The sequence below is a fragment of the Pigmentiphaga daeguensis genome, from assembly GCF_039523035.1.
Taxonomy (GTDB): Bacteria; Pseudomonadota; Gammaproteobacteria; order Burkholderiales; family Burkholderiaceae_B; genus Pigmentiphaga; species Pigmentiphaga daeguensis.
Window position 1 is genome coordinate 97860 of the sequence record NZ_BAAAEN010000022.1, and the last position, 20634, is coordinate 118493.

Consider the following 20634-nt stretch of genomic DNA (forward strand, 5'->3'; position numbering starts at 1 on the left):
GGGCCGGAACGGGGAAAACGGGGGCGGATCGCCGGACCGGCGAGCGCCGGAGCCGGGCTACCGGCCTGCCATCGCCTTGTTGATCTTCTGATCGGTCTTGTACTGGCTGAGCGCGTAGACCGACCAGATCGCGGCCGGGATCCAGCCGATCAGCGTCAATTGCAGGATCAGGCAGAAGATGCCGGCGAAGGGGCGGCCGATGGTGAAGAACTGGAGCCAGGGAAGGAGCAGCGCGAGAAGCAGACGCATGGGACGGAATGGAAACGGTGATGCGGACATTCTACCGGTAAGGCAGGACGCCAGCCGGGCGACCCCTCGGCAACCACGTACGTGGAGCCCCGTATCTTGTGTCGGGCCAAGGACCCGTTAGACCGGATATCCCCCGGCTAGGGGCTCATTCGCCGCCAGCGGGATCGCTCCCAAGACGGCATCGCACCAAGGCTAGTCATGAAACATCCGGCACGACCCGCTGGCCCGGGATCCTTCCCCGGCCTCATCTGCACACTTCCACTCACAGCGGTACTGGCCGCCTGCGGCGGCGGAGGAGAAGGAGGAGGTTCCCCTCCTCCTGCCCCTCCTGCTCCCCCACCCGGCCAGGAAATCACCCAGCCCATCACAGAGATGCCTACGTCGAGCCATACGGGGGACAAACTCGCTGCCTTTGTGCGGCTGAACGAAGCCCGATTGGCGGCGGGGGTTGGCGCTGTAAAGCAGAATGCCCAATTAGACGCGGCTGCCCAGGCTCATGCGACGTATCAGGTTAGGAATTATGTGGTCGGACACGGTGAAGACCCGAATAAACCGTGGTTCACGGGGACAAACCATGCAGCAAGAGCCATAGCCCAGGGATATTCGGGAAGAGTCATGGGAGAAGTCATCACTCACGCCCCTCCGGGAACCGAAGCCATAGAATCCTTCTTGCATTCGGTGTACCACCTGTATGGATTACTGGAGCCTCGTGCTAACCAAATCGGATTGGGTATTGATCAAATTACCCTTCCCGGTCCTCTAAACAGCACCAGCATTACGCTCGGGGCCACGGCCCCCGGACTTCTTCCCGTTACTCCCGTCTGGCACTGGCCCGTCGATCGACAGACTGACGTCGCCCCCCGTTTCCTCCCATCTGGAGAATCACCAAACCCTGCGCCTGACTTGGCTGTCACCGGCACACCAATCATGTTCTGCGGCTCGGAAGGCAACTATGCCCCGCTGCACGTCCTTCGGGTGGCGGTTAGGAAAGAGCATGAGTCCAATGAGCTACCACTCCGGCTTCTGCGCCACTCAACTGTGGAAATCGGAGAAGGAGTCAATGCCGAAGTAGTCATCGACTCCAATCTCGGTACCATTCATCAAGGATGCATTTTCCTGCTTCCCATTGTTGAACTCGAATCTGGCAAGACCTATGAAGTAAGACTCGAAGCTTCTCAGGCGGGGAAAAACGTCGAAAAAACATGGACGTTCTCAACCCGACATGTTCATTAGATTGCAAGAGGGGAGTCCCCTCCCAAGATCTACCCTGACATCTCGTAATAACAAGATGATTGAAAACTTCCGCTCTGGAAGAAATAGCCGGAATATCCGTTATTAACGGATTGTTGGTAACGGTTCTGGTTGGAGAATTTGCCAGAACTGGCGCTGTACTGCTCCCATGTATAAGTGGCCCACGCATTGGCGCTCCCATTAGTCCAGGCGGAGCAGGAGGCGCCTACGATCGTAATTGCCGAACTACTGATCTCCATTACAAGGTTCACATTCAATGAGCCAGGCGAGAAAACGCAGCGAGTGTTCGTCGGGTTCAAGACACACACCGGAGCCCAGTAGTTGTTCCACTGACCATGCGATTGAATTTCTGCCCCATCTCCTCTCACCTCGACGCGCAAGACTGCGGGAAGCTCGTTCCAGCCACTCCGACCATCCCAGATTTCCCGAAAATACAGTTGGACACCGTTCATTCGATCCAATAGCTCCTGAATACTGGCCGGGCTTACTGGCCCTGGTGTTATATCCGGCGGCGGAGACGTGACCGGACTATCCGGCATCACCCTCTTCGCCACCCCCGTTATATGCGTGGAATCCACCCAAGGTGTCCGCATCTGCGGCGGTGCCGGTTGCGCGCCGGCATTCCATGAAACCAGGACGCAGCCCGCGCCCGCGGCGATGATTCGCTTCATTCTTCCTCCCTAGTATTTGCAATAGACCTGGGCGATGGCCTTGGCGGGGCCGCCAAGAACCGTTCCGTCGTAGTCCAGCAGTTGCACCTGCCAGCCCGTCCCGGCGTCCACTGCCTTGCGGGTGAACGACGAAGCCTTGGAGGACTCGATCTGGGGCAACAGATAGATGAGCGGTGTGCCGGCGGCGGTACCAAGCCGGCCGCAGGCGGGTTTCTGGACGGTGTCGCCGGACGCGACGATCTGGCTGCCGGCCATGACGTAGCTGGACAGCAGGTCGTCGGCGCGCATCCAGACGCCAAGGCGGCAGACCAGGCCGGTGCCCGAGGCGGAGTCGGTGGCGAACGCGCCGTTGGGGGCGCAGGCGGTGCCGGTCGATGCCATGGCTGCCAGTTCGCGCCATGTGCCGCCGGCGCAGACCAGGAGGCCTCCGGCCGACGTGCGGGCGAATTCGGCGTTGGCGCCGGCCTCGGTGGATATCCGTGAGAGGCAGGGGGTGTTGGCCGCGGCCACCTCCCTGACGCCCAGCCGATCGACGGACACGCCGGCATGTCCGACGAGGTCGCGGCCGACGACCGAGAGCGCAAGGCCGGCCCCGGTCGCAACGATCATCTGGCCCGTGTTCACGCGCAAGGTGGGCTGCGCGTCGGCGGCGTCGAAGATCGATCCCCGGTCGGTGGACAGTCCCGCGGCGGCACGGACCCGCTGGCTGGCGACGATGCCCGAGACTGGATCGATCTGGACGATGCTGCCGTTGTCGGCCCGGAACAGGCCGGTCTTGGTCTGCAGCACGCCGGCGCACTGCACGGTCAGCACGCCGGTGTTGGTCGCCGTCAGGCAATCGCCGGCCGTACCCCGCAGCGCCAGGGAATCGTGCAGCCGCACGCCGCCTCGCACATCCAGGCTCCCCTGCAGGTCGGGATTGCGGCTATCCCGCATGCGCACGAACTGCTGGAACAAGGTCGTATCCAGGCTTGCCAGGGCTCCCACGACACCCGCCGTCGCGCCCAATGGATTGGGAAGGACGTGTGTCGCGCCGCGCATCAGCGCCGGCTGGTCGGGATAGGCGGCGGCGCCGTATCCGGCGGTGGCCATGACGACCTGGGCCAGGATGCCGGGATCCGGCTCGGAAGCCCCCGGCGCGCGCAGCGGCGTGGCGGTATGCACCAGCGCATCCACCCTGCATCCGGTCCCTGGGCAGGAGCCGCTGCGCTCGACACGGATGGCGACAGCCTGGTTGAACGGCGTGCGATCGGGAAATCCGCGCTGCAGCAGTCCGGCCTCCCTCAGTTCGGCCAGGGTGGGCGCGAATGCCTGCGCCACGCCGGCAACGGGTGCTCCGCCGGCCAGCGCGTCGTAGTGCCGGACCAGGTAGCCATCCATGGCTCCCTTGATCGCGAGCAGGTACGTTCCCGTCGCCTGGGCCGCCGCGTCGTCCACCTCGCGCACCAGGCGGCTCCCCGCCAGGACGGCCAGCACCATGGCGATGCTGGCGGCGATGGCCAGTTCGATCAGGGTCCATCCGCGCTGGCGTGCCGCGCGGGCAGCCGGCGCGGCATGGAGAGCCGTCGTATGCGACATGGGCGCGCCCTATCGTGCGGTGAACGAGAAGGAGTTCGTATCGCCGCTGGTGCAGGCGGCGTCCGCGCCGGCGGCGTTATAGGTGCCCGCCGCTCCGCCGGTGCCCGGCTGCTTGACGGTGACACTGTTGATGACGATGCGCTCGGACACCCGCTGCATGACCGCGGCCAGCGCCGGGCATGCCGCTTCATTGACCTTGTCCAGCGTCAGTCCGAAGGCATCCCCGGACGAAGTCAGGGTATCGGCAGCGAGCACGATCCTGCCGTCCGTGGCGCCAAGGCCATGCCGGACCGTGGCCGTGGCCCCCGAGCCCGCGACGGTGATGACGCTGCTGCTGCGCAGCGAATTGGCGAGCTGGGCGATTCCTATGCCCGTATAGGGCGTGTTGCCCAACCCCTGGCTGGAGACCTTGGTGCGCGCGATGAAGCGATGCAGTTCCTGCCCCACCGCCGGCACCTTGTTCTCGATGACATAGCCGTTGATGGCGGGAATGCCGATGATGGCGGCGATCAGGACGATGGCGGCGACGATGGCGACCTCCACCAGGGTGAAGCCCTGCTGGCGCCCGGGACGAACGTGAAGAAAGCGAGACATGGGGATACCTCATCGGCTGGAGTAATAGTTGGTCAAGGCGGAACGCATTTCGTTGACGACGCCGACATGCCAGAAGACCAGGGACAACGCGACGCCTACGGCGGCCAGCAGCAGCACCCAGCGGGCGGCGGCCGCTTTCCTGGCAACCTGTCCCAGCGACCGCGCCTCCAGGCGCACGCGCGTCTGCTGCAAGGCGCTGTCCATGCCGCGGGCCGAGATCAGGTCGGCCAGGAACCACAAGGTCTCGGGCTCGACGATGCCGGTGTCGAAGGTGGCGCTGCCCACGCGGCCGTCGTCGATATTCGCGATCATTCTTTCCAGGTGCCAGCGCCGCCACGGATTGGCGCCCTCCACCTGCAGTTCCAGAGCTTCGCGCAGCGCGGTACTGACGTTGCCGCGCCACTTCACCATGGTCGCCAACGACGCCAGGAAGCGTATGCCCTGCAGGTCCCGATACAGGCGCCAGACAAAATACCGGTCCAGCACACGGCGGACACGGCCGGTAAGGTTGGGCATGGACCAGGCCACGAAGTAGACGGCCAGGCCCACGGCCAGCGCGGACACGAACAGGTGCGCCTGGACGAGCTCGGCGAAGGCATAGAGACGCCGGGTCAGGCTGCCCAGGAATTCGTCGGGAACGGCACCGAACGCCCGCTTCAGGCGCGGCACGGTGAACATGGGCACGGCGACGATCATGCCAAACGAGACCAGCACGGCGGCAAGGGCCGCCGACAGCGTGGCGGACAACGTGCGCCGTGCCTCGTCGGCCAATCTCGTCACCGCCGCCACGTCGCGCAAGGTCTGTTCGAGCGCACCCGCGCCGCCTCGCTGGGCCATGCGAAGCAGGACCAGGTCGTCGTCCGGCAGCGTCGAACGCAGGGTCTCGTGGAGATCGCCGCCCGCATGCTGATAGCGCGCCGCCCAGTACGCGGACAACACGCCCCGCGGATGGTCTCCATAGCGCCGGGCGTCGTCCAGGAAGATATCGCGCAATGTCTTGCGGCCATTGCAGGCGTCCATGACATCGGCCAGATAGTCGTAGTAATCGGCGCGGCCGGGCCGGAACTGCGCCGCGCACCACGCGATGCGCGCGCGTTCGCGAAGCGTGTTCATGCCGGACGGCCTCCCCGTTCGGCATCCCGGCGGCGCCCGAGCGGCGCCTGCACCCGGCCGGAGGCCAACCTGCGGGGCCGCCTGCGCCCAGGCGGCACCTGTGGCGCGCGGGTCCTCCGCAGTTCGACGGTCTCGAAACTGACGAATCTCGGTTCGATGTCGCGGGGATCGACCAGCCCTTGCGACGCCTTGTAGATCGCGCACTCCATCGCCGTCTTGCCCGTCATGTCGGCATGATCGAACGCGCTGCGCCGCTGGAACCGGAAGTAGTCGCGCAACGCCAGCGTGTCCGCGTCGCGCACCAGCCGCAGGAACCCGTCGTCGACGGTGGGATCGATCATTTCGGCGGCGACGGTGCGCCCGGCGTAGCCATGCAGTTCCGGCAGGGTGCTCTGCCGGCAGGCGGGGCATCCATCGGGATTGCGGACCTTCAGCGCGTTGACGTCGATGGCGTACAAGGCATGGAGCCGATCGGCATAGCGTCGCCAGTGATCGGGCTCGTGGCTGGCCATGCCGCCCCCGCCGGCCCGGTCGAACAGGCTGGACAACGGCAAGGCGCAGGCGGGGCACAACGCCGGCAACAGCGTCTGATAGACCAGGAGCTTCAGTATCCCGGGCGTCGCCAGCAGCCTTCGGGAAACGCCGATGAAGTCCGAGGCCAGGCGGTCCGGGATCAGGGCCGCGCCGCCCGCATGCGTCGTGGTGTACAGGTTGCTGCCCGAGCTGGCGAGGTCCATGAACGCCCTGCCGGTGGAGCGATCGCGTATCTCGCCGATGAGCAGGTCGTTCATGGCCGATCGCTTGATGGTCTTGAGCTTGGCGTCGAACTCGTTGGAAACCGAACCGTCGAGCGACCGGCTGACGCTGTTCTGCAGCGCGTTGGGAATGAGATATTCGACCGGGTCCTCGAGCGTGATGACCTTGCGGGTGGACGGGATGCGGGACATCATCGAGGCGATGGTGGTCGATTTGCCGGATCCCACCACCCCTGCCAGCACGATGGCTCCCCCTTCGGCCACCAAGGCGCGTTCGACCACTCGTACCTGGGAAGGCAGATACCCCAGCCGGGCGAAATCCGGGGGCTGTTCACGCATGTCCATGCGCAGCAGGCGCATGGTGACCGACGCCCCGGCATCGGTGGCGAGCGACGCCCAGCGCAACATGAACGACACCCCTTCCACATCGTGCAGGATGCTGCCCTGCTGCTCGATCATCGGGTCGAAGACCGCGCCGTTGCCGCCTTGTATATCCATATAGGCGACGGCCAGCACCTCGCGCAGCGTACTGGTCTGCATGCCACGGAAGCGTTCGGGCATCACGTAGCGGCCGCCCAGGGTGTATCGGATCTCGGATTCCGGATGCGCGGATCGCAGGTTGACATGGATGTCGCTCGCACCGTGGCGCGCGCCCCAGGCGACGATGTCGTGGAAAGCCGAAGCCATGGAGCTCTTGACGGGATCGAGCAGTACCCGGCGGCGCGACCGCAGGGTATCCCCCGTGATCTGGCCACGCACGATCGACAGCAACAGCGTCGCCGGCACCACGACGCGGGCGGGACTGGCCAGCGTTCGGCCGCGCGCCTGCACCATGCGCTCGAACTCCTCGATCTGCTCGCTGCGCGCATAATCATCGACGGTGAACAGGGCCACCCGGCCGTCCTCGAGTTCGACGGGACAGAGCTTGTCCAGCAGGTTGCCGACGTCGAAGCCGGAACGCAGCACCCGCCGGAAGGCTGGCGTCATCCGGGCGAGCTGGTCGCGGCCGTCCAGCCGCATGACGAGCTCCGGGAACGCGATGCCCTTGCATGCGGACGGATCCTTTTCTTTGTCCGCGGACGCCGCGGCGGTAGCGCCCGACGCCCTCAGGCGGCTGCCGGCCAGCAGCGCCGACACGCCCGGCCGGCCCCAGATGAGCGGGCTCATGGCCGCGCTCCGAGTGCGGGAACGAGCATGGGCAGCATTGCCGGCGCCGGCGCCGGCACCGGCGCCATGCCGGCCGAACCGGCTCCCGCCGCCGCGGCCGGCATGGGCACGGCGGGCGGGATGCAGGCCGAACGTTCTTCCGCGCCTTTTTTCAGATAGACGCAGCCGTCGTCGATACGCTGCAACCGATATTCCCGGCCCGGATGGGTCGTACCGCGAGGCAGCTCGCTGCCCTGGCGATACAGCCGCGATTCGCCATTGACCAGCACGACCGCGTTCAAGCCCCCGCTCAAGCCATACAGGGAAGTCAGGACGATTTTGTCGCCATGGCGGGCCGGCGCCGCGGCCGCCCTCGGGGCAGGCGCCTGGCGGGCTCGCTCCGCGGCCAGGGCGCGGGCGGTATCGATGCGTAGCATCTCGCGCACCTTGTCCAGTTCGCTTTCAGCCGCTTCCACCCGGGGATGGATCAGGAACAGGGCGGCGATCATGGCCACGGCGGGCCGCCCGCCCCACTCAATCACGCGCATAGAGGACTCCAGAAATGCCGGCCATGAGCCGGCTCCGATTCAAGGAAAGTTCGGCGTCGGGAGCCACGGTAAGCGAGGCCGACCGCCATTCGACCTGGCCGGCCAGCAGCTCCGGCATCAGGAACAGGGACCGCAACGGTCCTTCCAGCGCCAGCGGCCGCTCGAATATGGCCGGCATCGAAGGCGGCGCGGGAATGACGGCCCCGTATTCGTCGCGTGGAGGCTCCAGCCGCGCGGGCGCCGCGTCTCCCAGCGTGATGCCCGACAATAGCGGCATGACCTGCTGCAGGGCCGTGACGGTCTGGTCGTCATGCTCCTCCTGGCTCCTGAGCCGCGATGGCTCGAGCGCCTGGCCGCCGCCGGCGATGGAAAAGTGCGCCACGACGGCATCCATGGGCTGCCATGTCTCTTTCCAGCCTGGCGGGCGGGCCGCGAGAAAGCTGGCGTTGGTGGCCAGGCGATGCCCCCTGCCATACCCGGCGCGGCACGTCCAGCCCGGCCCGGCATCTCGCGTGCACTGGGCGGACGACAGCTTCCAGCCTCCCAATTCGGCGGGCAGCTCGGCCAGCGCATCCAGGACGGCCAGCCCGTCCTCCTGGGCGTGCAGGCGTACCCGCTGTCGAAAGGTCTCGAACACGCGGGCCCATGCCGCGTCGGGATCGATGCTTGCCGGCGCGGGCGCCTGGGTGCCGCCCAGGTGGCGATACCAGTCCCAGCCGGCCCGCAGCAGAAATGCGGCGGCACACCCCAGGGTCGCGACGACCAGCGGCCGCGGCAGCGTCGGCATGCTCCAACCGCATGGCTGGAGCCGGTATGGATCCGGCGATTCGCCCAGCAGCGCCGGCAGCGAGACGTCGCCGGAATTTTCCGAGTCGGCGTCCAGGACGACGAGTTCGTCGCCGTGATGCGCGGCCAGGGCGTCCAGGGCCTCCTGGGCATCGGCGGCGGTGTCATGGACGCGGTCCGAATGCGTGAGTACCTTGCCACCCTGCGAGGCGACCACCCATATGCGCCCGTCGGGCAGCACCGCCCGCAGCGCGACCACCCCTTGCCTGTGGTCGGCGGCGAAGGCCAGCGCCCCGCTGTGGAGACTGGCCGCCAGGCCACGATCGGCACGGCTCAGACGGACCACGCCGACGGCCTCCGAACCGGGCGCATGGGCATAGTGCGAAGCCCTGGCCTCCCGAGCCTTCTGGCGCGCCCGCTGGTCCAGCCGGCTGCCCAGGATGGTGTGCCAGCGCATGCCCAGGACCAGCACGCGCTCGTCGCCGTCGAATCGAAGCAGGACGTAATCGTTCATGGCGAGTCAGAAGCCTTCCTCGACCTGCGCGGTGATGAGCACGACCGTATTGCGACGCTCGCGCGCGGTCTTGCCCGAGCCGCCCAGCAGCATCGGCGCCCCCTCGTCCAGCCGGCGCTTGTCGTACTGGTCCTGCGAGCGCTCGAAACCCGACACCAGCACCGGCTGGCCGGGCCTCAGCTCGACCTGCTGCACGGTCCCCATGCCATCCACGGTTTTCTGCTGCAACTGGACCTGGTTGCCGCTGGCGCCGAAAGTCAGCGTCTTGAGAGGCTGGGCGACCGTGTTGTCGTAGGCGATCGTGAGGAGGATCTGGCCGTCGTCCTGCGCATCGGGAATCACGGTCAGGAAGGACCCGACGGTTTCCTCCTTCTGCGTGACCGACGGCGCGGTGGACGTGCCCGCCGACGACGCGACGGTAGTGACCTGCACCTGGTCGATATAAGTGAAGGTGGTGCGGACCGCATGCGTGACCGGGCGCCGGTTCAGGGTCTGCAACGGCACCGTGGTATGGCGGGTGATGGTGGCGATCTCGCTCAGTGCCTTCAGTACCACCGCCGAGCCGTCCCAGCGGCCGCCGGCGATGGACAGGCCCAGGCCCGACCCCGCGACGTCCGACACCAGCGATGCCGGGGAGCCGGCCTGGGCGGCATCCCGTGTACGGCGATAGACCAGGTTCCAGTCTATGCCTTGCTCGGTCTGATTCCTGGCCACCAGCTCGATCTCCTCGAACATCAGGCGCACGCGCCGGGTCAGGGCCTTGTTCTCGCGTTCCAGGAAAGCCGCGACACGGTCCAGCGCCTCGGGGGTGTCGGTGACGACGATGAGCCCCGAGGCGTCGCCATTGGCGACCAGCGTGCCGGCACGCGTGAGGAAGGGTTCGAGCTTGGCCTTGACCGCCCCCAGGGCGTCGCTGCCCGTCGATTCGATGCGCGTGGACGATGTGCTTTCGAAAGCGCCTGCGTTGCCGCCGCCCGCCCGTCCCAGGCTGGCGGCCGCGGAGGCCTTCAAGGTAAGCGCGCGTACGTTGAATACCCGGGTATCCGTGCGGAAGAAGACGATGGCGCCGGCCTGGTACTTCCAGTGCACGCCCAGCCGGTTGGCCGCCAGGTCCAGCAGGCGGGGCAGCGGATGCAGCCCCGTCGGCAGGCTGACCTGGACGGCGGATGGCGTCCCCGCGCCGGCCGCCTGCGCCAGGGTCAGGCGCGGAAGAAAGGCTTCCTGCGGCAGGAGCGCGTCCGGCTGGATGCGCACCTGTATGCCGGTGGCAAGCGCAATCTGTTCGCCCAGCGTGGGCAGGTCGACCCGGCCTCCGGGAAACATCAATGCCGTCTCGACCGACGCCCGGAGCGCCTCGGGCAGCGTGACCTCGCGCGACAATGGCTGGGGCTTGCCCGCCAGCCAGGGCCGGGCGACTTCCTGGGCACGTGCGCGCCCGGGCCCGCCCGCCACGGACTGCTGGAACGGAATGCGGGCGGTGGCGATGTTGTCGGACGCACGCGCCGCGTCGGCGTCGATGTGGCGCATGGCCTCGAACTGCCCGCAGCCCGACACGAAAAGAACCATGGCCGCCGTGCCGCGGAGGAACCGCGGCGACACACTGCATGCATGGACCATGGCCTACCCCTGGCGTCCCGTCGGCGTGCTGGTACGGTCGCACGATTCCGCATGGGGGACGACGCGCAGCACGCGGTTCGAGTAGAAACACGGCTGCAGGGGATGGGTGGACAGTTCGGTGGAGGCCAGCAGTTCGCGCACGGCCGTCTTGAAGTCGCTGCCCAGGCTGGCCGACCCGGCAAGCGGTATGTCGACGTCGACCGTCCAGTGTTCGGGGTCGAAGGTCCAGCCCGCGGCCATGGCCCACCGCCGCAGGGCCTGGCGCATGGTCCGGTCCGCCGGCGTGGCGTCGTACGTTCCCCGACGGACGGGCGCGGGGTCCGCTGCGGGACGCCCGCTGCCGATGGCGACCGTCTGCCCCTGGACTGGCCCGGGATAGCCTGGTGCGGCGAAAGACGAATCGTCCGGGTCGGATGGGTAGCCGCCCGCTCCGCCGGAACCACTCGTGCCGGCGCGGCCGCGGCCCCCGTGGTACTGGGCACGCGCCACGACTTCGCCTATCCGCAACAGGTACTCGCCCGCCGTGCCGGCCACCACCGCGTAGCCGCCCTGCCATGCGACCGGCGCCAGCCTTTCCCCTTGCGCGCCGACGCTGAAGACGGCAGGCAACACCTGCCCGACGCGAAATTGCAGATAGGTCTGCCGCCCGTCGTCGAAGACCTGCACGGGCGCCACGCGCTTGTCGCCCACGATGCGATAGGAAAAATCGAAAGCGCCATCCCTGCCGGCGTGCGGCGCAGGCAGGGCTTGCGCCGCGGCGGTTCCGCAAGCGAGCCATGCGGCGGCGATGGTGATGAGACACGGATGCATAGAGGACCCTTGGCAAAGCGGCGCGGCCAGACCGCGCCCAGGCATGCATCGTGCCGGGCAGCTCTGTGCCCGGGTAGCGTGTGAACTACTTACTGCCGGATGTTTTCATCCAGGTCCGGCGATGGCGGGCAGGACATCCATCACTGTCCCTTCAGCCCCAGTTCGCGCACCAGCGAGCCCCACTTGACGTTCTCCTCGGCCATGAAGCGCGAGAACGCTTCCGCCGAATTCGGCACCACCTCGAATCCCATGCCGGTCAGTTTCTCCCTGACCTCCGGCTGCTTGAGCACCTGCAGCACTTCCCGGTTCAGGCGCGCGACGACGGCATCCGGGGTCCTGGCCGGCGCGACCAGGCCGAACCAGGTGATGACCTCGAAATCGGGATAGCCCGACTCGGCGATGGTAGGCAGGTCGGGCATGGTCGGGGACCGCGTCCTGCCCGTTACCGCGATGGGCCGCAGCTTGCCGTTCTGCACGTTGGGAAGCAGGCCGGAGATGCTGGACATCATCATCTGCACCTGGCCGCCCAGCAGGTCGACGATGGCGGCCGAATCCCCTTTGTAATGGACTGGCGTCAGCTCGACGCCGGACACCTTCTTGAACAGCTCCACGGACATGTGCGGCGAAGATCCCAGGCCGCCCGTCGCGTAGTTGAGCTTGCCGGGACGGGCTTTCGCGTAGTCCACCAAGTCGGCCACCGTGCGCACCGGCAACGCCGGGTCGACCACCATCATCAGGGGATTGTGGACGATGCGCACCACGCCGCGGAAATCCTTGATGGGGTCGTAACCCACATCCGGATAAAGGGCGGGTGCGACGGCGTGCGTGGTCTGGACCGCCAGATAAAGGGTGTAGCCGTCCGGCGCGGCGCGCGCGACGGCTGCCGCGCCGATCGAACCCGCTGCCCCGGCCCGGTTCTCCACGATGAAAGGCTGCCCCATGCGCTCGCCCAGGTGCTGTGCGATCACGCGGGCCACCACGTCGGTCGGGCCGCCGGCGGTGAAACCCACCACCACCTTCACCGGCTTGGCCGGATAGGCGGCCTGCGCCCAGGCGCCGGCGGGCGCCCACGGTAACGCCAACGACAACGCGAACGCGCAAGCCTTGAGGTTCAACATGATCGGTCTCCTGCCGGCCCGGCGTGGCCGTTCCGGCTCATGGTTATTCATGTACGGTGCCGGTTTCCATCCTCCAGCAGCATCTCGGCACCCTTTTCGGCAATGGCCATCGTCGGCACATTGGTCCCCGATGAAGGCAGGGTCGGGCAGATGGACGAATCGATCACCCTCAGGCCCTGCACCCCATGGACGCGCAACCTGGGATCGACCACGGACATGGGGTCCACTCCCATCTTGCAGGTCCCCACCATGTGCCAGGAGGTCTGCAAGGTCTCCCGGACATAGGCCAGCATGTCGCGGTCGTCGACCACGCCCGGTCCCGGACGGGTTTCGCGCACCACCAGGGGCTTGAGCGCCTCCATGCCGGCGATGCCGCGCGAGATCCGCATGCCGCGCAGGAACAGCTGCGCATCGTCCTCGTGCGACAGGTAGCGCGGATCCATGCTCGCCTGCCGCGTGGGATCCGGCGACTGGATGTGCAGCGCACCGACGGATTTGGGCTGGAGCGTGGTCACCCCGAACGTGAAACCGGGGAACATGTCCATGCCCGTGGTCGGGGTCCGGGCATAGCGGTCGCCCCCGGACAACGGTTGCAGGCGCAGGACGAGATCGGCCTGCTTCAGGTCGGGCCGGCTGCGGTAGTTCATCTGCGCCGTGGCCGAGCAGATGCTCAGCAGCCCTTCGCGCCGGAGGATGAACCGCAGCCCCTCGCGCAGCTTGCGCAGCGGGCTGCGCAGGACATCGTTGACAGTGATGGGCTGGGCGCACTCGAACGTCAGCCGGGTGTTCGGATGATCCCGCAGGTTTTCGCCCACGCCGGGCAGATGATGGATGGGCCGCACGCCGTGCTTGCGCAGAATGTCCTGGTTGCCGATGCCCGACAGCTCGAGCAGTTGCGGCGAGGCAAGGGGTCCCGCGCTCAGCACGACTTCCCGCCGCGCCGTGGCACGGCGGCGCTCCCCTGCCGCGAGGTATTCCACGCCGATTGCGCGCGTGCCCTCGAACAGCACGCGTGCCACCATGGCGCGCGTCAACACGGTCAGGTTGGGCCGCCGGCGGGCGGGCCGCAGATAGCCGGCCGCCGAATTGTTGCGCAGCCCCCGGCGGGTGGTGTACTGGAGATAGAACACGCCCTCGTAGCTACCGTCGTTGTAATCCGCCAGCTCGCGATAGCCGGCCTGCCGGCAGGCCTGGATGAAGGCATCGGACAAGGGATCGAACTTGTCCAGGCGGGTACAGTGGATGGGTCCGCCCCTGCCGCGGACCGCCGGATCGCCCTCGGGGAAATCCTCCATGCGCATGAATACCGGCAGCAGGTCGGCATACCCCCAACCCGTGCACCCCAGGTCGCGCCAGTGATCGTATTCCGCGGGATCGCCCCGTGCGAAAAGGTTGCCGTTGATGGCGCCCGAGCCGCCGATGACGCGGCCCCGCGTCCAGCGCTGCGGCTTGCCGTTCAGGTGCACCTGCGGCTCGGTCATGTAAGGCCAGGTCACCTCGGGATTGTTGATCAGGTTCACCACCATCAAGGGCACCTTGACGTTGATGTCGTTGTCACGGCCTCCGGCCTCCAGCAACAGCACCTGATTGCTCGGGTCCGCGGACAGGCGTTCCGCCACGATGCAGCCGGCGCTGCCCGCGCCGCACACGATGTAGTCGAACTGCGCATCCCGCGGCAATGATTCAGCAAACATCTCGCTCCTTTCTTCGGCCAGGCGCTCAGGTGAGTCGATGCGAACCTTGTTGGCGGCCCAAGGTACAGGAGCGGCAGCATTACAGAAAATAATATTTTTGAATCCTTCCATTCCGCATTCGCATCCTGACGATGCGCGCCGACGAGCGGATTCAGCATTCCCTGACCTGATACTGGAATGCCCAAATATTATTTTTCAGTCATGCCGCCCAAGAGTAAGTTTCCCTGGGGGGACGACACGCGCCCGGCCGAGGAGACACCGAACATGGTCCAGGAGTACCGGCTGTATATCGATGGTCAATGGCGGGACGGCGCGCGCGGCGCGATGTTCCCCGCGATCAATCCCTACAACCAGGAAGTCTGGGCCCAGGTCGCCGAAGGTACGCCGGAGGACGTCGCCGAAGCGGTTGCCGCCGCCCGCCGTGCATACGAGACGACCTGGCGCAAGGTGTCCGGCACCGAACGCGGGCGCCTGCTGCACCGGCTGGGAGACCTGCTCGACCGACACGCCGAACGGATGTCCGTCATGGAAAGCTCGGACAACGGCAAGGCCATACGCGAAACGCGCGCCCAGATGCATTACGTGGCGCGCATCTTCCGTTTCTACGCCGGCTACGCCGACAAGATCTGGGGCGCGGTGATTCCGCTGGACCAGCGCGACGTGTTCGACTACGTGGTGCGCGAACCCTATGGGGTGGTCGGCATTATCACCGCGTGGAACTCCCCTATCGCATTGCTGGGGAACAAGTTGCCGGCCGCCCTCGCGGCCGGCAACTGCGTGGTGATCAAGCCCTCGGAGCACGCGTCCGTCACGACCCTGGCGTTCTGCGAGCTGGTCGAGGAAGCGGGATTTCCCCCCGGCGTGGTCAACGTGGTCACCGGGGACGCCGGGATCGGGCGCTCCTTGGTCTCGGGCCCGGGGCTGGACAAGATCAGCTTCACCGGCAGCGGCCGCGCGGGTCGCGAGATCGCCGCGGCCGCCGGGCGCAATCTCGTTCCCGTGACGCTGGAGCTGGGCGGCAAGTCGCCCAACATCATCTTCGACGACGCGGACCTGGAGAAAGCCACGGTCGGTGCCCTGGCCGGCATCTTCGCCGCGGCGGGCCAGACCTGCATCGCCGGCTCGCGATTGCTGGTGCAACGCGCCGTGCACGACCGGGTGGTCGACGAGCTGTCCCGCCGCGCGGAACGCATCGTCATGGGCAATCCCTGCGATCCCGCCACGGAAATGGGTACGGCCGCCAACGAACCGCAATTCCGGCGCATCCTGGCCAGCATCGACGAGGGCAGGCGCGAGGGAGCCCGCCTGGTGACCGGCGGCGGCAAGGCAGACAGGCAGGACCTGGCGCGCGGCTTCTTCGTCCAGCCGACCATCTTCGCCGACGTGGACAACGCCATGCGGCTGGCCCAGGAGGAGATCTTCGGACCGGTGCTTGCCGTCATCCCCTTCGATGACGAAGCCCATGCCACGGAATTGGCCAACGGCACCGCCTTCGGCCTGGCGGCGGCGGTCTGGACCCGCGACATCTCGCGCGCCATGCGCATGACGCGCGAACTGCGCAGCGGCGTCGTCTGGGTCAACACCTATCGCATGGTCACGCCGCAGGCGCCGTTCGGTGGCGTCAAGGAAAGCGGATACGGACGCGAGCGCGGCGAGCAAGGGCTGTTGGAGTTCACGGTGAGCAAGAACGTCATGGTCGATTTCTCGACCGAGGCGCGCGACCCGTTCGCCGTCAAGGCCTGACGGTTCGCGCCGCATCGCCCTCCCCCGGGCCGGCGCGCCGGGAGCTACAGGAGACAACATGATCGAACGCATCGAGGTCCACGTGACCGAACTGCCCGTCAGGGTCAAGCGCATCTTCTCCAGCGGGTCGTACGACACGGGGCCCCGGGACCGCATCCTGGGCAAGCCGGTGCTGGTCCGCATCCACGCCGACGGCGTGACCGGCTGCGCGCAGATTCGCCCCATCAGCCCGGGCCATTTCGTCGCCGACACCACCCAGGGCACGGTGGCCGCCATCACCGAAATCTACGGCCCCGCGCTGATCGGGCGCAGCATCTTCGATATCGAAGGCATCAACGAGATGTTCGACCTGCGGCTGGCCGGCAATCCGGCGGCGCGGGCGGTGCTGGACATCGCGCTGTACGACGCCATGGGCAAGGCCCTGGGCACGCCCGCGCATAGGCTGATGGGAGGAGCCTGCCAGCCGCGCATTCCGCTCGAATGGTCGGTCAGCCTGGCCGACGACCCCGCCGTCATGGTGGAAGAATCGCAGCGCGCCGTCTCGGAATTCGGCATCGGCGTCCTGTGCCTGAAAGCGGCCGACAGGCGGGGCTGGCGCCAGGATGTCGCCAACTTCGAACGTGTACGGCGCGCGGTGGGCGACGACATCGTCATCGGCGTCGACCCGAACACCGGCTGGAGCGTGGCCGACGCCCTGCGTGCCGTCGATGCGCTGCGCGAACTGGACCTGGGCTACATCGAGCAGCCCGTGGCCCGCCGCGACCTGCACGGCCTGGCCGCCATCCGGCAGGCCGCGCGCGGCATCCCGCTGATGGCCGACGAAAGCCTGTTCACGCTCCAGGACGCCCACGAGCTCGCCCATGCCCATGCGGTCGATGCCTTCTGCATCAAGCTGTACAAGGTCGGAGGACTGACCGCCGCCCGGCGGATCGGCGCCGTCGCCCAGGCCGCCAACATCCAGCTCAATTGCGGCGGACTGGCGGTGCAGTCACAGTTGGAGGCGGCCGCGGCCGCGCACTTCTATGCCAGCACGCCGCGAAGCCGCATGTTCGGCGCCGGGGAGTTCCTGTTCGGGCTGAACACCACCGCACCGGACCCGCTGGTTCCGGAAACCGACTTCGTCGTCCGGGACGGCCACGTAGACGTGCCCACGGGCCCGGGACTGGGCGTCGCCATCGACGAGGAGGCGCTGCGACGCCACACCCTCCTGCAAGCCACCGTCCAGTAGAACCGCCTCGTGCCGAGGCCACGACCAACGGAGAAATCATGAATGAAGAACGCTACCAGGCAGGACTGAAGATCCGCCGCGAAGTCCTGGGCGACGCCTATGTGGACAATTCGCTGAAGCAGGCCGATGCCTTCGCGCGCCCCATGCAGGAACTGGTCACCGAGTATTGCTGGGGAGAGGCCTGGTCGCGCACCGGCCTGGACCGGCGTACCCGCAGCATGCTGAACCTGGCCATGCTGACCGCGCTGAACAGGCAGCACGAACTCAAGGTCCACGTACGCGGCGCGCTGAACAACGGCGTCACCAAGGAAGAAATCGGCGAAGTGTTCATCCAGGCCGCCATCTACTGTGGCGTGCCCGCGGGGCTCGAGAGCGTGCGCAGCGCGCGCGAGGTATTCAAGGAGATGGGAGTATGAAGAAGCCCCTCGTCGGCATCATCGGCCTGGGCCAGATGGGATTGCCCATGGCGGGCAACCTGCTCGCCGCCGGCCATCCCGTGCTGGGACTCGACGCCCTGCCCGTCCAGGCCCAGGCACTGGCGGGCCAGGAAGGCTATCGCGCGGCACCGGACCTGGCGGCGATGGCCGCCGCTCGGGTCGTCATCCTGATGCTGCCCGACAGTGACATCGTCGACGACGTGCTGTGGAACCAGGGGCTGGCGGCCTCCCTGTCCGCCGGCACACTGGTGATCGACATGAGCTCGTCCAACCCCACGCGCACGCACGTCAACGCCGAGCGTCTCGAACAGGCCGGCCTGGCCTTCGTCGACGCTCCCGTCTCGGGCGGTGTCAAGCGGGCAAGGGAAGGCAAGCTCGCCATCATGATCGGCGGCCCGGACAGCGCCGTGGCCCGCGCCCGCCCCGTGCTGGAGGCGCTCGGCACCACGTTGGTCCACGTGGGCGGCGCGGGGTCCGGCCATGCCATCAAAGCGCTGAACAACTACATTTCCGCCTCGGGCCTGCTGGCCGTGGCCGAAGCCATGGCGGCGGCCCAGCGTTTCGGCATCGATCCGCACGTCGCCAACCAGGTGTTCAATGCCTCCAGCGGCAAGAACAGCGCGACCGAGCAAAAGGTGGAGCAATTCATCCTTTCGGGTACCTACGCCTCGGGCTTCGCCCTGGCGCTGATGCGCAAGGACCTGGAAACGGCGCTGGGCTTCATGGCGCAGATGCGTACGCCCACGGCTTTCGCGTCCTGCTGCGTGGACATCTGGCGCGATGCCGAGGCCGGCCTGCCGGCGCGCAGCGATCACACCGCCATTTATCGCTACGTGCAGGAAGGCGGTTGACGCGACGGCCTCAGGCCGGCGGCGGATGCCGGAGCAGCAGCGTTCCCTCGAACAGGCGACGCTGCGTCCGGTAGAATCCGCCCCGCTCCACGTTCCAGGCCCCATCGGCATCACGATGCACCACCGCCGTCACCGGCAGGACACCCGACGGCATGGCGATCCTGAGATCCCGCCCATGGACGGCGCCGCAAACACCATGAACCACGCTGCCCTCCAGCCGGGCGGCCGTGGCCAGGCAGACGGAAACGCCCAAGGGCAGCGCGCGGTGCGCTTGTCCGTTGGACAGGACACGGGCCTGGAAATCGGCGGCCGAACCGTCGGCGCAAGGCGCGACGAAGGCCACGAAGGGTACGGCCGTACTGGCGGTCGCGGCGGCTTCGTCGACCGCGACCCCCATGCGTATCGACGCCGCGACGCGTATGGCCTGCAGGCGGGCCATCAGCCGCGCGTCCGCCTCGATGGCCGCGGGCGCCTCGTCGCCCAGCAGGCCGAGGTCGGCCGCCCGGACGAACACGCAGGCATTGCTGGCATCCACCATGGATGCGCGAACAGGGCCGAAGCCCGGGATCTCCAGCATGTCGGCCACGTTGCCGGTCGGCAACAGCCGGCCTGTCGTCGCTCCGGCGGGATCCAGGAAGTCCAGATGCAGCGGCGCCCCCGTCCCCGCTACCCCGGGGATCGCGAGGCCGCCTTCCACCGCCGCCAACCCTTCGTCCATGCCGAAGCGCGCCACGATGATCTTGCCGGTATTCGTATTGTGGATGCGCACCACCGCCTCGTCGCCTTGCACGCGGACCAGGCCTTCATCCACGGCGAACGGGCCCACCGCCGAAGACATGTTGCCGCAATTGGGCCGGAAATCCACGTGGGCGCTCTTGATCTGAACCTGTGCGAACGTATAGTCCACATCGGCGTCGGACCGCGAGGATGGCCCGATGACGCAGACCTTGGACAAGGAGGAAAGCCCGCCCCCCATGCCGTCGAGCTGGCGGCCGAAAGGATCCGGCGATCCCATTGCCGCAAGGAAGAGCGGCGCCCATGCCCGCCGGTCCGGAGGAAGGTCGCGCCGGTGCAGCATCAGGCCCTTGCTGGTGCCGCCGCGCATGAACACGGCGGGCAGGCGATATTGCCTCACGGATGAATCTCCTGGAATGGGTGCCGTTGCGTCAGTCCACCACCGCGCCGGCATCCAGCACGGCCCGGCGCCATTTCCCGATTTCCCGGTCGAGGAACGTGGCGAATTCGGCCGGCGTTCCCAGCACCGGCTCGTTGCCATCGGCCGCCAGCATGCGTTCGAATGCCGGCTCGCGGCCGATCCGGGCGACGTCGCGCTGGATGCGATCGACCACGCCTGCCGGCGTTCCGCCTGGCGCCAGCAGGCCGTACCACGCGTTGACGTCGTAGCCAGGCACGCCGGCCTCGGCCATGGTGGGCAGGTCCGGCAGGACGGCGGACCGGCGCGCGCCGGTCACCGCCAACGCCCGCAGCTTGCCCGCCTTGACCTGGGGGACGGCCGACGCCAGCGCGCCGATATAGACCTGCCCCCGCCCGGCGACGACATCGTTGAGCGCTGCCAGCGCCCCCTTGTACGGAACATGGACCATGTCTACGCCGGCCATGGACTTGAGCAGCTCGGGCGCCAGGTGGTTGAGCGTGCCGTTTCCCGCCGAGGCGTAGATCAGTCCGCGCGGCTGCCGCCGCGCCAGGTCGATCAGTTCGCGGACGGACGTGGCCGGCACTTCCGGATTGACCACCAGGACGTCGGCCACCAGATTGATCAGACTGACGGGCACCAGGTCGCGCCGGGTATCGTAGGGCAGCGACCGATAAAGGCTAGGTGTCGAGTCCCGGACGATCATAAGGCCGCCGATGGAACAAATGAGGGTGTGAATCATACCACCCACTCATAGCCTGCATAGGCGTCTTGCTCT

The 20634-nt window shown here is 67.3% G+C and carries 19 protein-coding genes; 5 read left to right on the plus strand and 14 right to left on the minus strand.

Features of this window, described 5'->3' with window-relative positions; all coding sequences use genetic code 11:
* Positions 1-57 precede the first annotated feature (57 nt).
* Positions 58-249 (minus strand): YqaE/Pmp3 family membrane protein, encoded by a 192-nt coding sequence (locus ABD104_RS23080; protein ID WP_343928275.1) that lies wholly within the window; start codon positions 247-249, stop codon positions 58-60.
* 372 nt (positions 250-621) lie between these two features.
* Here ABD104_RS23080 and ABD104_RS23085 point away from each other — a divergent pair, with 372 nt between their 5' ends.
* On the plus strand, positions 622-1482 hold the full coding sequence (locus ABD104_RS23085; RefSeq protein ID WP_165963057.1) for a CAP domain-containing protein: 861 nt from the start codon (positions 622-624) through the stop codon (positions 1480-1482).
* 29 nt (positions 1483-1511) lie between these two features.
* On the opposite strand, the gene ABD104_RS23090 is transcribed toward ABD104_RS23085, so the two are convergent.
* From ABD104_RS23090 to ABD104_RS23140, 11 genes are all read right to left on the minus strand, one after another.
* Positions 1512-2171, minus strand: a complete 660-nt coding sequence (locus tag ABD104_RS23090; protein ID WP_343928276.1) for a hypothetical protein — start codon at positions 2169-2171, stop codon at positions 1512-1514.
* A 9-nt stretch (positions 2172-2180) separates the two neighbouring features.
* Positions 2181-3749 carry a type II secretion system protein gene (locus tag ABD104_RS23095; protein ID WP_343928277.1) on the minus strand — a complete coding sequence of 523 codons (1569 nt, stop codon included), beginning with the start codon at positions 3747-3749 and terminating at the stop codon, positions 2181-2183.
* Positions 3750-3758: 9 nt separating this feature from the next.
* Positions 3759-4343, minus strand: coding sequence for a prepilin-type N-terminal cleavage/methylation domain-containing protein (locus tag ABD104_RS23100; RefSeq protein WP_087839925.1), 585 nt, complete (start codon positions 4341-4343; stop codon positions 3759-3761).
* Positions 4344-4352: 9 nt separating this feature from the next.
* Positions 4353-5456 carry a hypothetical protein gene (locus ABD104_RS23105; RefSeq protein ID WP_343928278.1) on the minus strand — a complete coding sequence of 368 codons (1104 nt, stop codon included), beginning with the start codon at positions 5454-5456 and terminating at the stop codon, positions 4353-4355.
* A complete protein-coding gene (locus ABD104_RS23110; RefSeq protein ID WP_087839927.1) occupies positions 5453-7378 on the minus strand; it encodes a GspE/PulE family protein in 1926 nt (641 codons plus the stop codon). Before ABD104_RS23110 ends, ABD104_RS23105 begins: the two co-directional genes overlap by 4 nt.
* Complete coding sequence (locus ABD104_RS23115; RefSeq protein WP_087839928.1) at positions 7375-7905, minus strand: hypothetical protein; 531 nt, start codon at positions 7903-7905, stop codon at positions 7375-7377. The genes ABD104_RS23110 and ABD104_RS23115 overlap by 4 nt, the downstream gene beginning before the upstream one ends.
* On the minus strand, positions 7892-9205 hold the full coding sequence (locus ABD104_RS23120; protein WP_343928279.1) for a type IV pilus inner membrane component PilO: 1314 nt from the start codon (positions 9203-9205) through the stop codon (positions 7892-7894). Before ABD104_RS23120 ends, ABD104_RS23115 begins: the two co-directional genes overlap by 14 nt.
* A 6-nt stretch (positions 9206-9211) precedes the next feature.
* Positions 9212-10771, minus strand: coding sequence for a hypothetical protein (locus ABD104_RS23125; protein ID WP_343928280.1), 1560 nt, complete (start codon positions 10769-10771; stop codon positions 9212-9214).
* Between the two features lie 54 nt (positions 10772-10825).
* Positions 10826-11632 carry a TrbG/VirB9 family P-type conjugative transfer protein gene (locus tag ABD104_RS23130; RefSeq protein ID WP_165963056.1) on the minus strand — a complete coding sequence of 269 codons (807 nt, stop codon included), beginning with the start codon at positions 11630-11632 and terminating at the stop codon, positions 10826-10828.
* Between the two features lie 140 nt (positions 11633-11772).
* Complete coding sequence (locus ABD104_RS23135) at positions 11773-12750, minus strand: Bug family tripartite tricarboxylate transporter substrate binding protein (RefSeq protein WP_279816064.1); 978 nt, start codon at positions 12748-12750, stop codon at positions 11773-11775.
* A 47-nt stretch (positions 12751-12797) separates the two neighbouring features.
* On the minus strand, positions 12798-14444 hold the full coding sequence (locus ABD104_RS23140; protein ID WP_343928281.1) for a GMC family oxidoreductase: 1647 nt from the start codon (positions 14442-14444) through the stop codon (positions 12798-12800).
* A 264-nt stretch (positions 14445-14708) separates the two neighbouring features.
* On the opposite strand from ABD104_RS23140, the gene ABD104_RS23145 reads away from it, so the two are divergent.
* Genes ABD104_RS23145 through ABD104_RS23160 form a run of 4 tightly spaced genes read left to right on the plus strand, consistent with a single transcriptional unit; the run spans position 14709 to position 18703 of the window.
* Positions 14709-16187 (plus strand): aldehyde dehydrogenase, encoded by a 1479-nt coding sequence (locus ABD104_RS23145; protein ID WP_279816069.1) that lies wholly within the window; start codon positions 14709-14711, stop codon positions 16185-16187.
* 58 nt (positions 16188-16245) lie between these two features.
* On the plus strand, positions 16246-17415 hold the full coding sequence (locus ABD104_RS23150; RefSeq protein ID WP_343928282.1) for a mandelate racemase/muconate lactonizing enzyme family protein: 1170 nt from the start codon (positions 16246-16248) through the stop codon (positions 17413-17415).
* Positions 17416-17453: 38 nt separating this feature from the next.
* Positions 17454-17831, plus strand: coding sequence for a 4-carboxymuconolactone decarboxylase (gene pcaC, locus ABD104_RS23155; protein ID WP_343928283.1), 378 nt, complete (start codon positions 17454-17456; stop codon positions 17829-17831).
* On the plus strand, positions 17828-18703 hold the full coding sequence (locus tag ABD104_RS23160; RefSeq protein ID WP_279816077.1) for an NAD(P)-dependent oxidoreductase: 876 nt from the start codon (positions 17828-17830) through the stop codon (positions 18701-18703). Before pcaC ends, ABD104_RS23160 begins: the two co-directional genes overlap by 4 nt.
* Positions 18704-18713: 10 nt before the next feature.
* On the opposite strand, the gene ABD104_RS23165 is transcribed toward ABD104_RS23160, so the two are convergent.
* Positions 18714-19838, minus strand: a complete 1125-nt coding sequence (locus ABD104_RS23165; RefSeq protein WP_279816080.1) for a 2-methylaconitate cis-trans isomerase PrpF family protein — start codon at positions 19836-19838, stop codon at positions 18714-18716.
* 31 nt (positions 19839-19869) lie between these two features.
* A complete protein-coding gene (locus ABD104_RS23170; protein WP_343928284.1) occupies positions 19870-20562 on the minus strand; it encodes a tripartite tricarboxylate transporter substrate-binding protein in 693 nt (230 codons plus the stop codon).
* Positions 20563-20634: the final 72 nt, after the last annotated feature.

Bases quoted from the DNA above. Each gene is read 5' to 3' on its own strand.
- ABD104_RS23105 (WP_343928278.1), bottom strand. From the start codon at position 5,456: ATGAACACGCTTCGCGAACGCGCGCGCATCGCGTGGTGCGCGGCGCAG.
- ABD104_RS23085 (WP_165963057.1), top strand. From the start codon at position 622: ATGCCTACGTCGAGCCATACGGGGGACAAACTCGCTGCCTTTGTGCGG.
- ABD104_RS23130 (WP_165963056.1), bottom strand. From the start codon at position 11,632: ATGCATCCGTGTCTCATCACCATCGCCGCCGCATGGCTCGCTTGCGGA.
- ABD104_RS23170 (WP_343928284.1), bottom strand. From the start codon at position 20,562: ATGATCGTCCGGGACTCGACACCTAGCCTTTATCGGTCGCTGCCCTAC.
- ABD104_RS23080 (WP_343928275.1), bottom strand. From the start codon at position 249: ATGCGTCTGCTTCTCGCGCTGCTCCTTCCCTGGCTCCAGTTCTTCACC.
- pcaC (WP_343928283.1), top strand. From the start codon at position 17,454: ATGAATGAAGAACGCTACCAGGCAGGACTGAAGATCCGCCGCGAAGTC.
- ABD104_RS23110 (WP_087839927.1), bottom strand. From the start codon at position 7,378: ATGAGCCCGCTCATCTGGGGCCGGCCGGGCGTGTCGGCGCTGCTGGCC.
- ABD104_RS23145 (WP_279816069.1), top strand. From the start codon at position 14,709: ATGGTCCAGGAGTACCGGCTGTATATCGATGGTCAATGGCGGGACGGC.
- ABD104_RS23135 (WP_279816064.1), bottom strand. From the start codon at position 12,750: ATGTTGAACCTCAAGGCTTGCGCGTTCGCGTTGTCGTTGGCGTTACCG.
- ABD104_RS23100 (WP_087839925.1), bottom strand. From the start codon at position 4,343: ATGTCTCGCTTTCTTCACGTTCGTCCCGGGCGCCAGCAGGGCTTCACC.
- ABD104_RS23160 (WP_279816077.1), top strand. From the start codon at position 17,828: ATGAAGAAGCCCCTCGTCGGCATCATCGGCCTGGGCCAGATGGGATTG.
- ABD104_RS23115 (WP_087839928.1), bottom strand. From the start codon at position 7,905: ATGCGCGTGATTGAGTGGGGCGGGCGGCCCGCCGTGGCCATGATCGCC.
- ABD104_RS23090 (WP_343928276.1), bottom strand. From the start codon at position 2,171: ATGAAGCGAATCATCGCCGCGGGCGCGGGCTGCGTCCTGGTTTCATGG.
- ABD104_RS23120 (WP_343928279.1), bottom strand. From the start codon at position 9,205: ATGAACGATTACGTCCTGCTTCGATTCGACGGCGACGAGCGCGTGCTG.
- ABD104_RS23095 (WP_343928277.1), bottom strand. From the start codon at position 3,749: ATGTCGCATACGACGGCTCTCCATGCCGCGCCGGCTGCCCGCGCGGCA.
- ABD104_RS23150 (WP_343928282.1), top strand. From the start codon at position 16,246: ATGATCGAACGCATCGAGGTCCACGTGACCGAACTGCCCGTCAGGGTC.
- ABD104_RS23125 (WP_343928280.1), bottom strand. From the start codon at position 10,771: ATGGTTCTTTTCGTGTCGGGCTGCGGGCAGTTCGAGGCCATGCGCCAC.
- ABD104_RS23140 (WP_343928281.1), bottom strand. From the start codon at position 14,444: ATGTTTGCTGAATCATTGCCGCGGGATGCGCAGTTCGACTACATCGTG.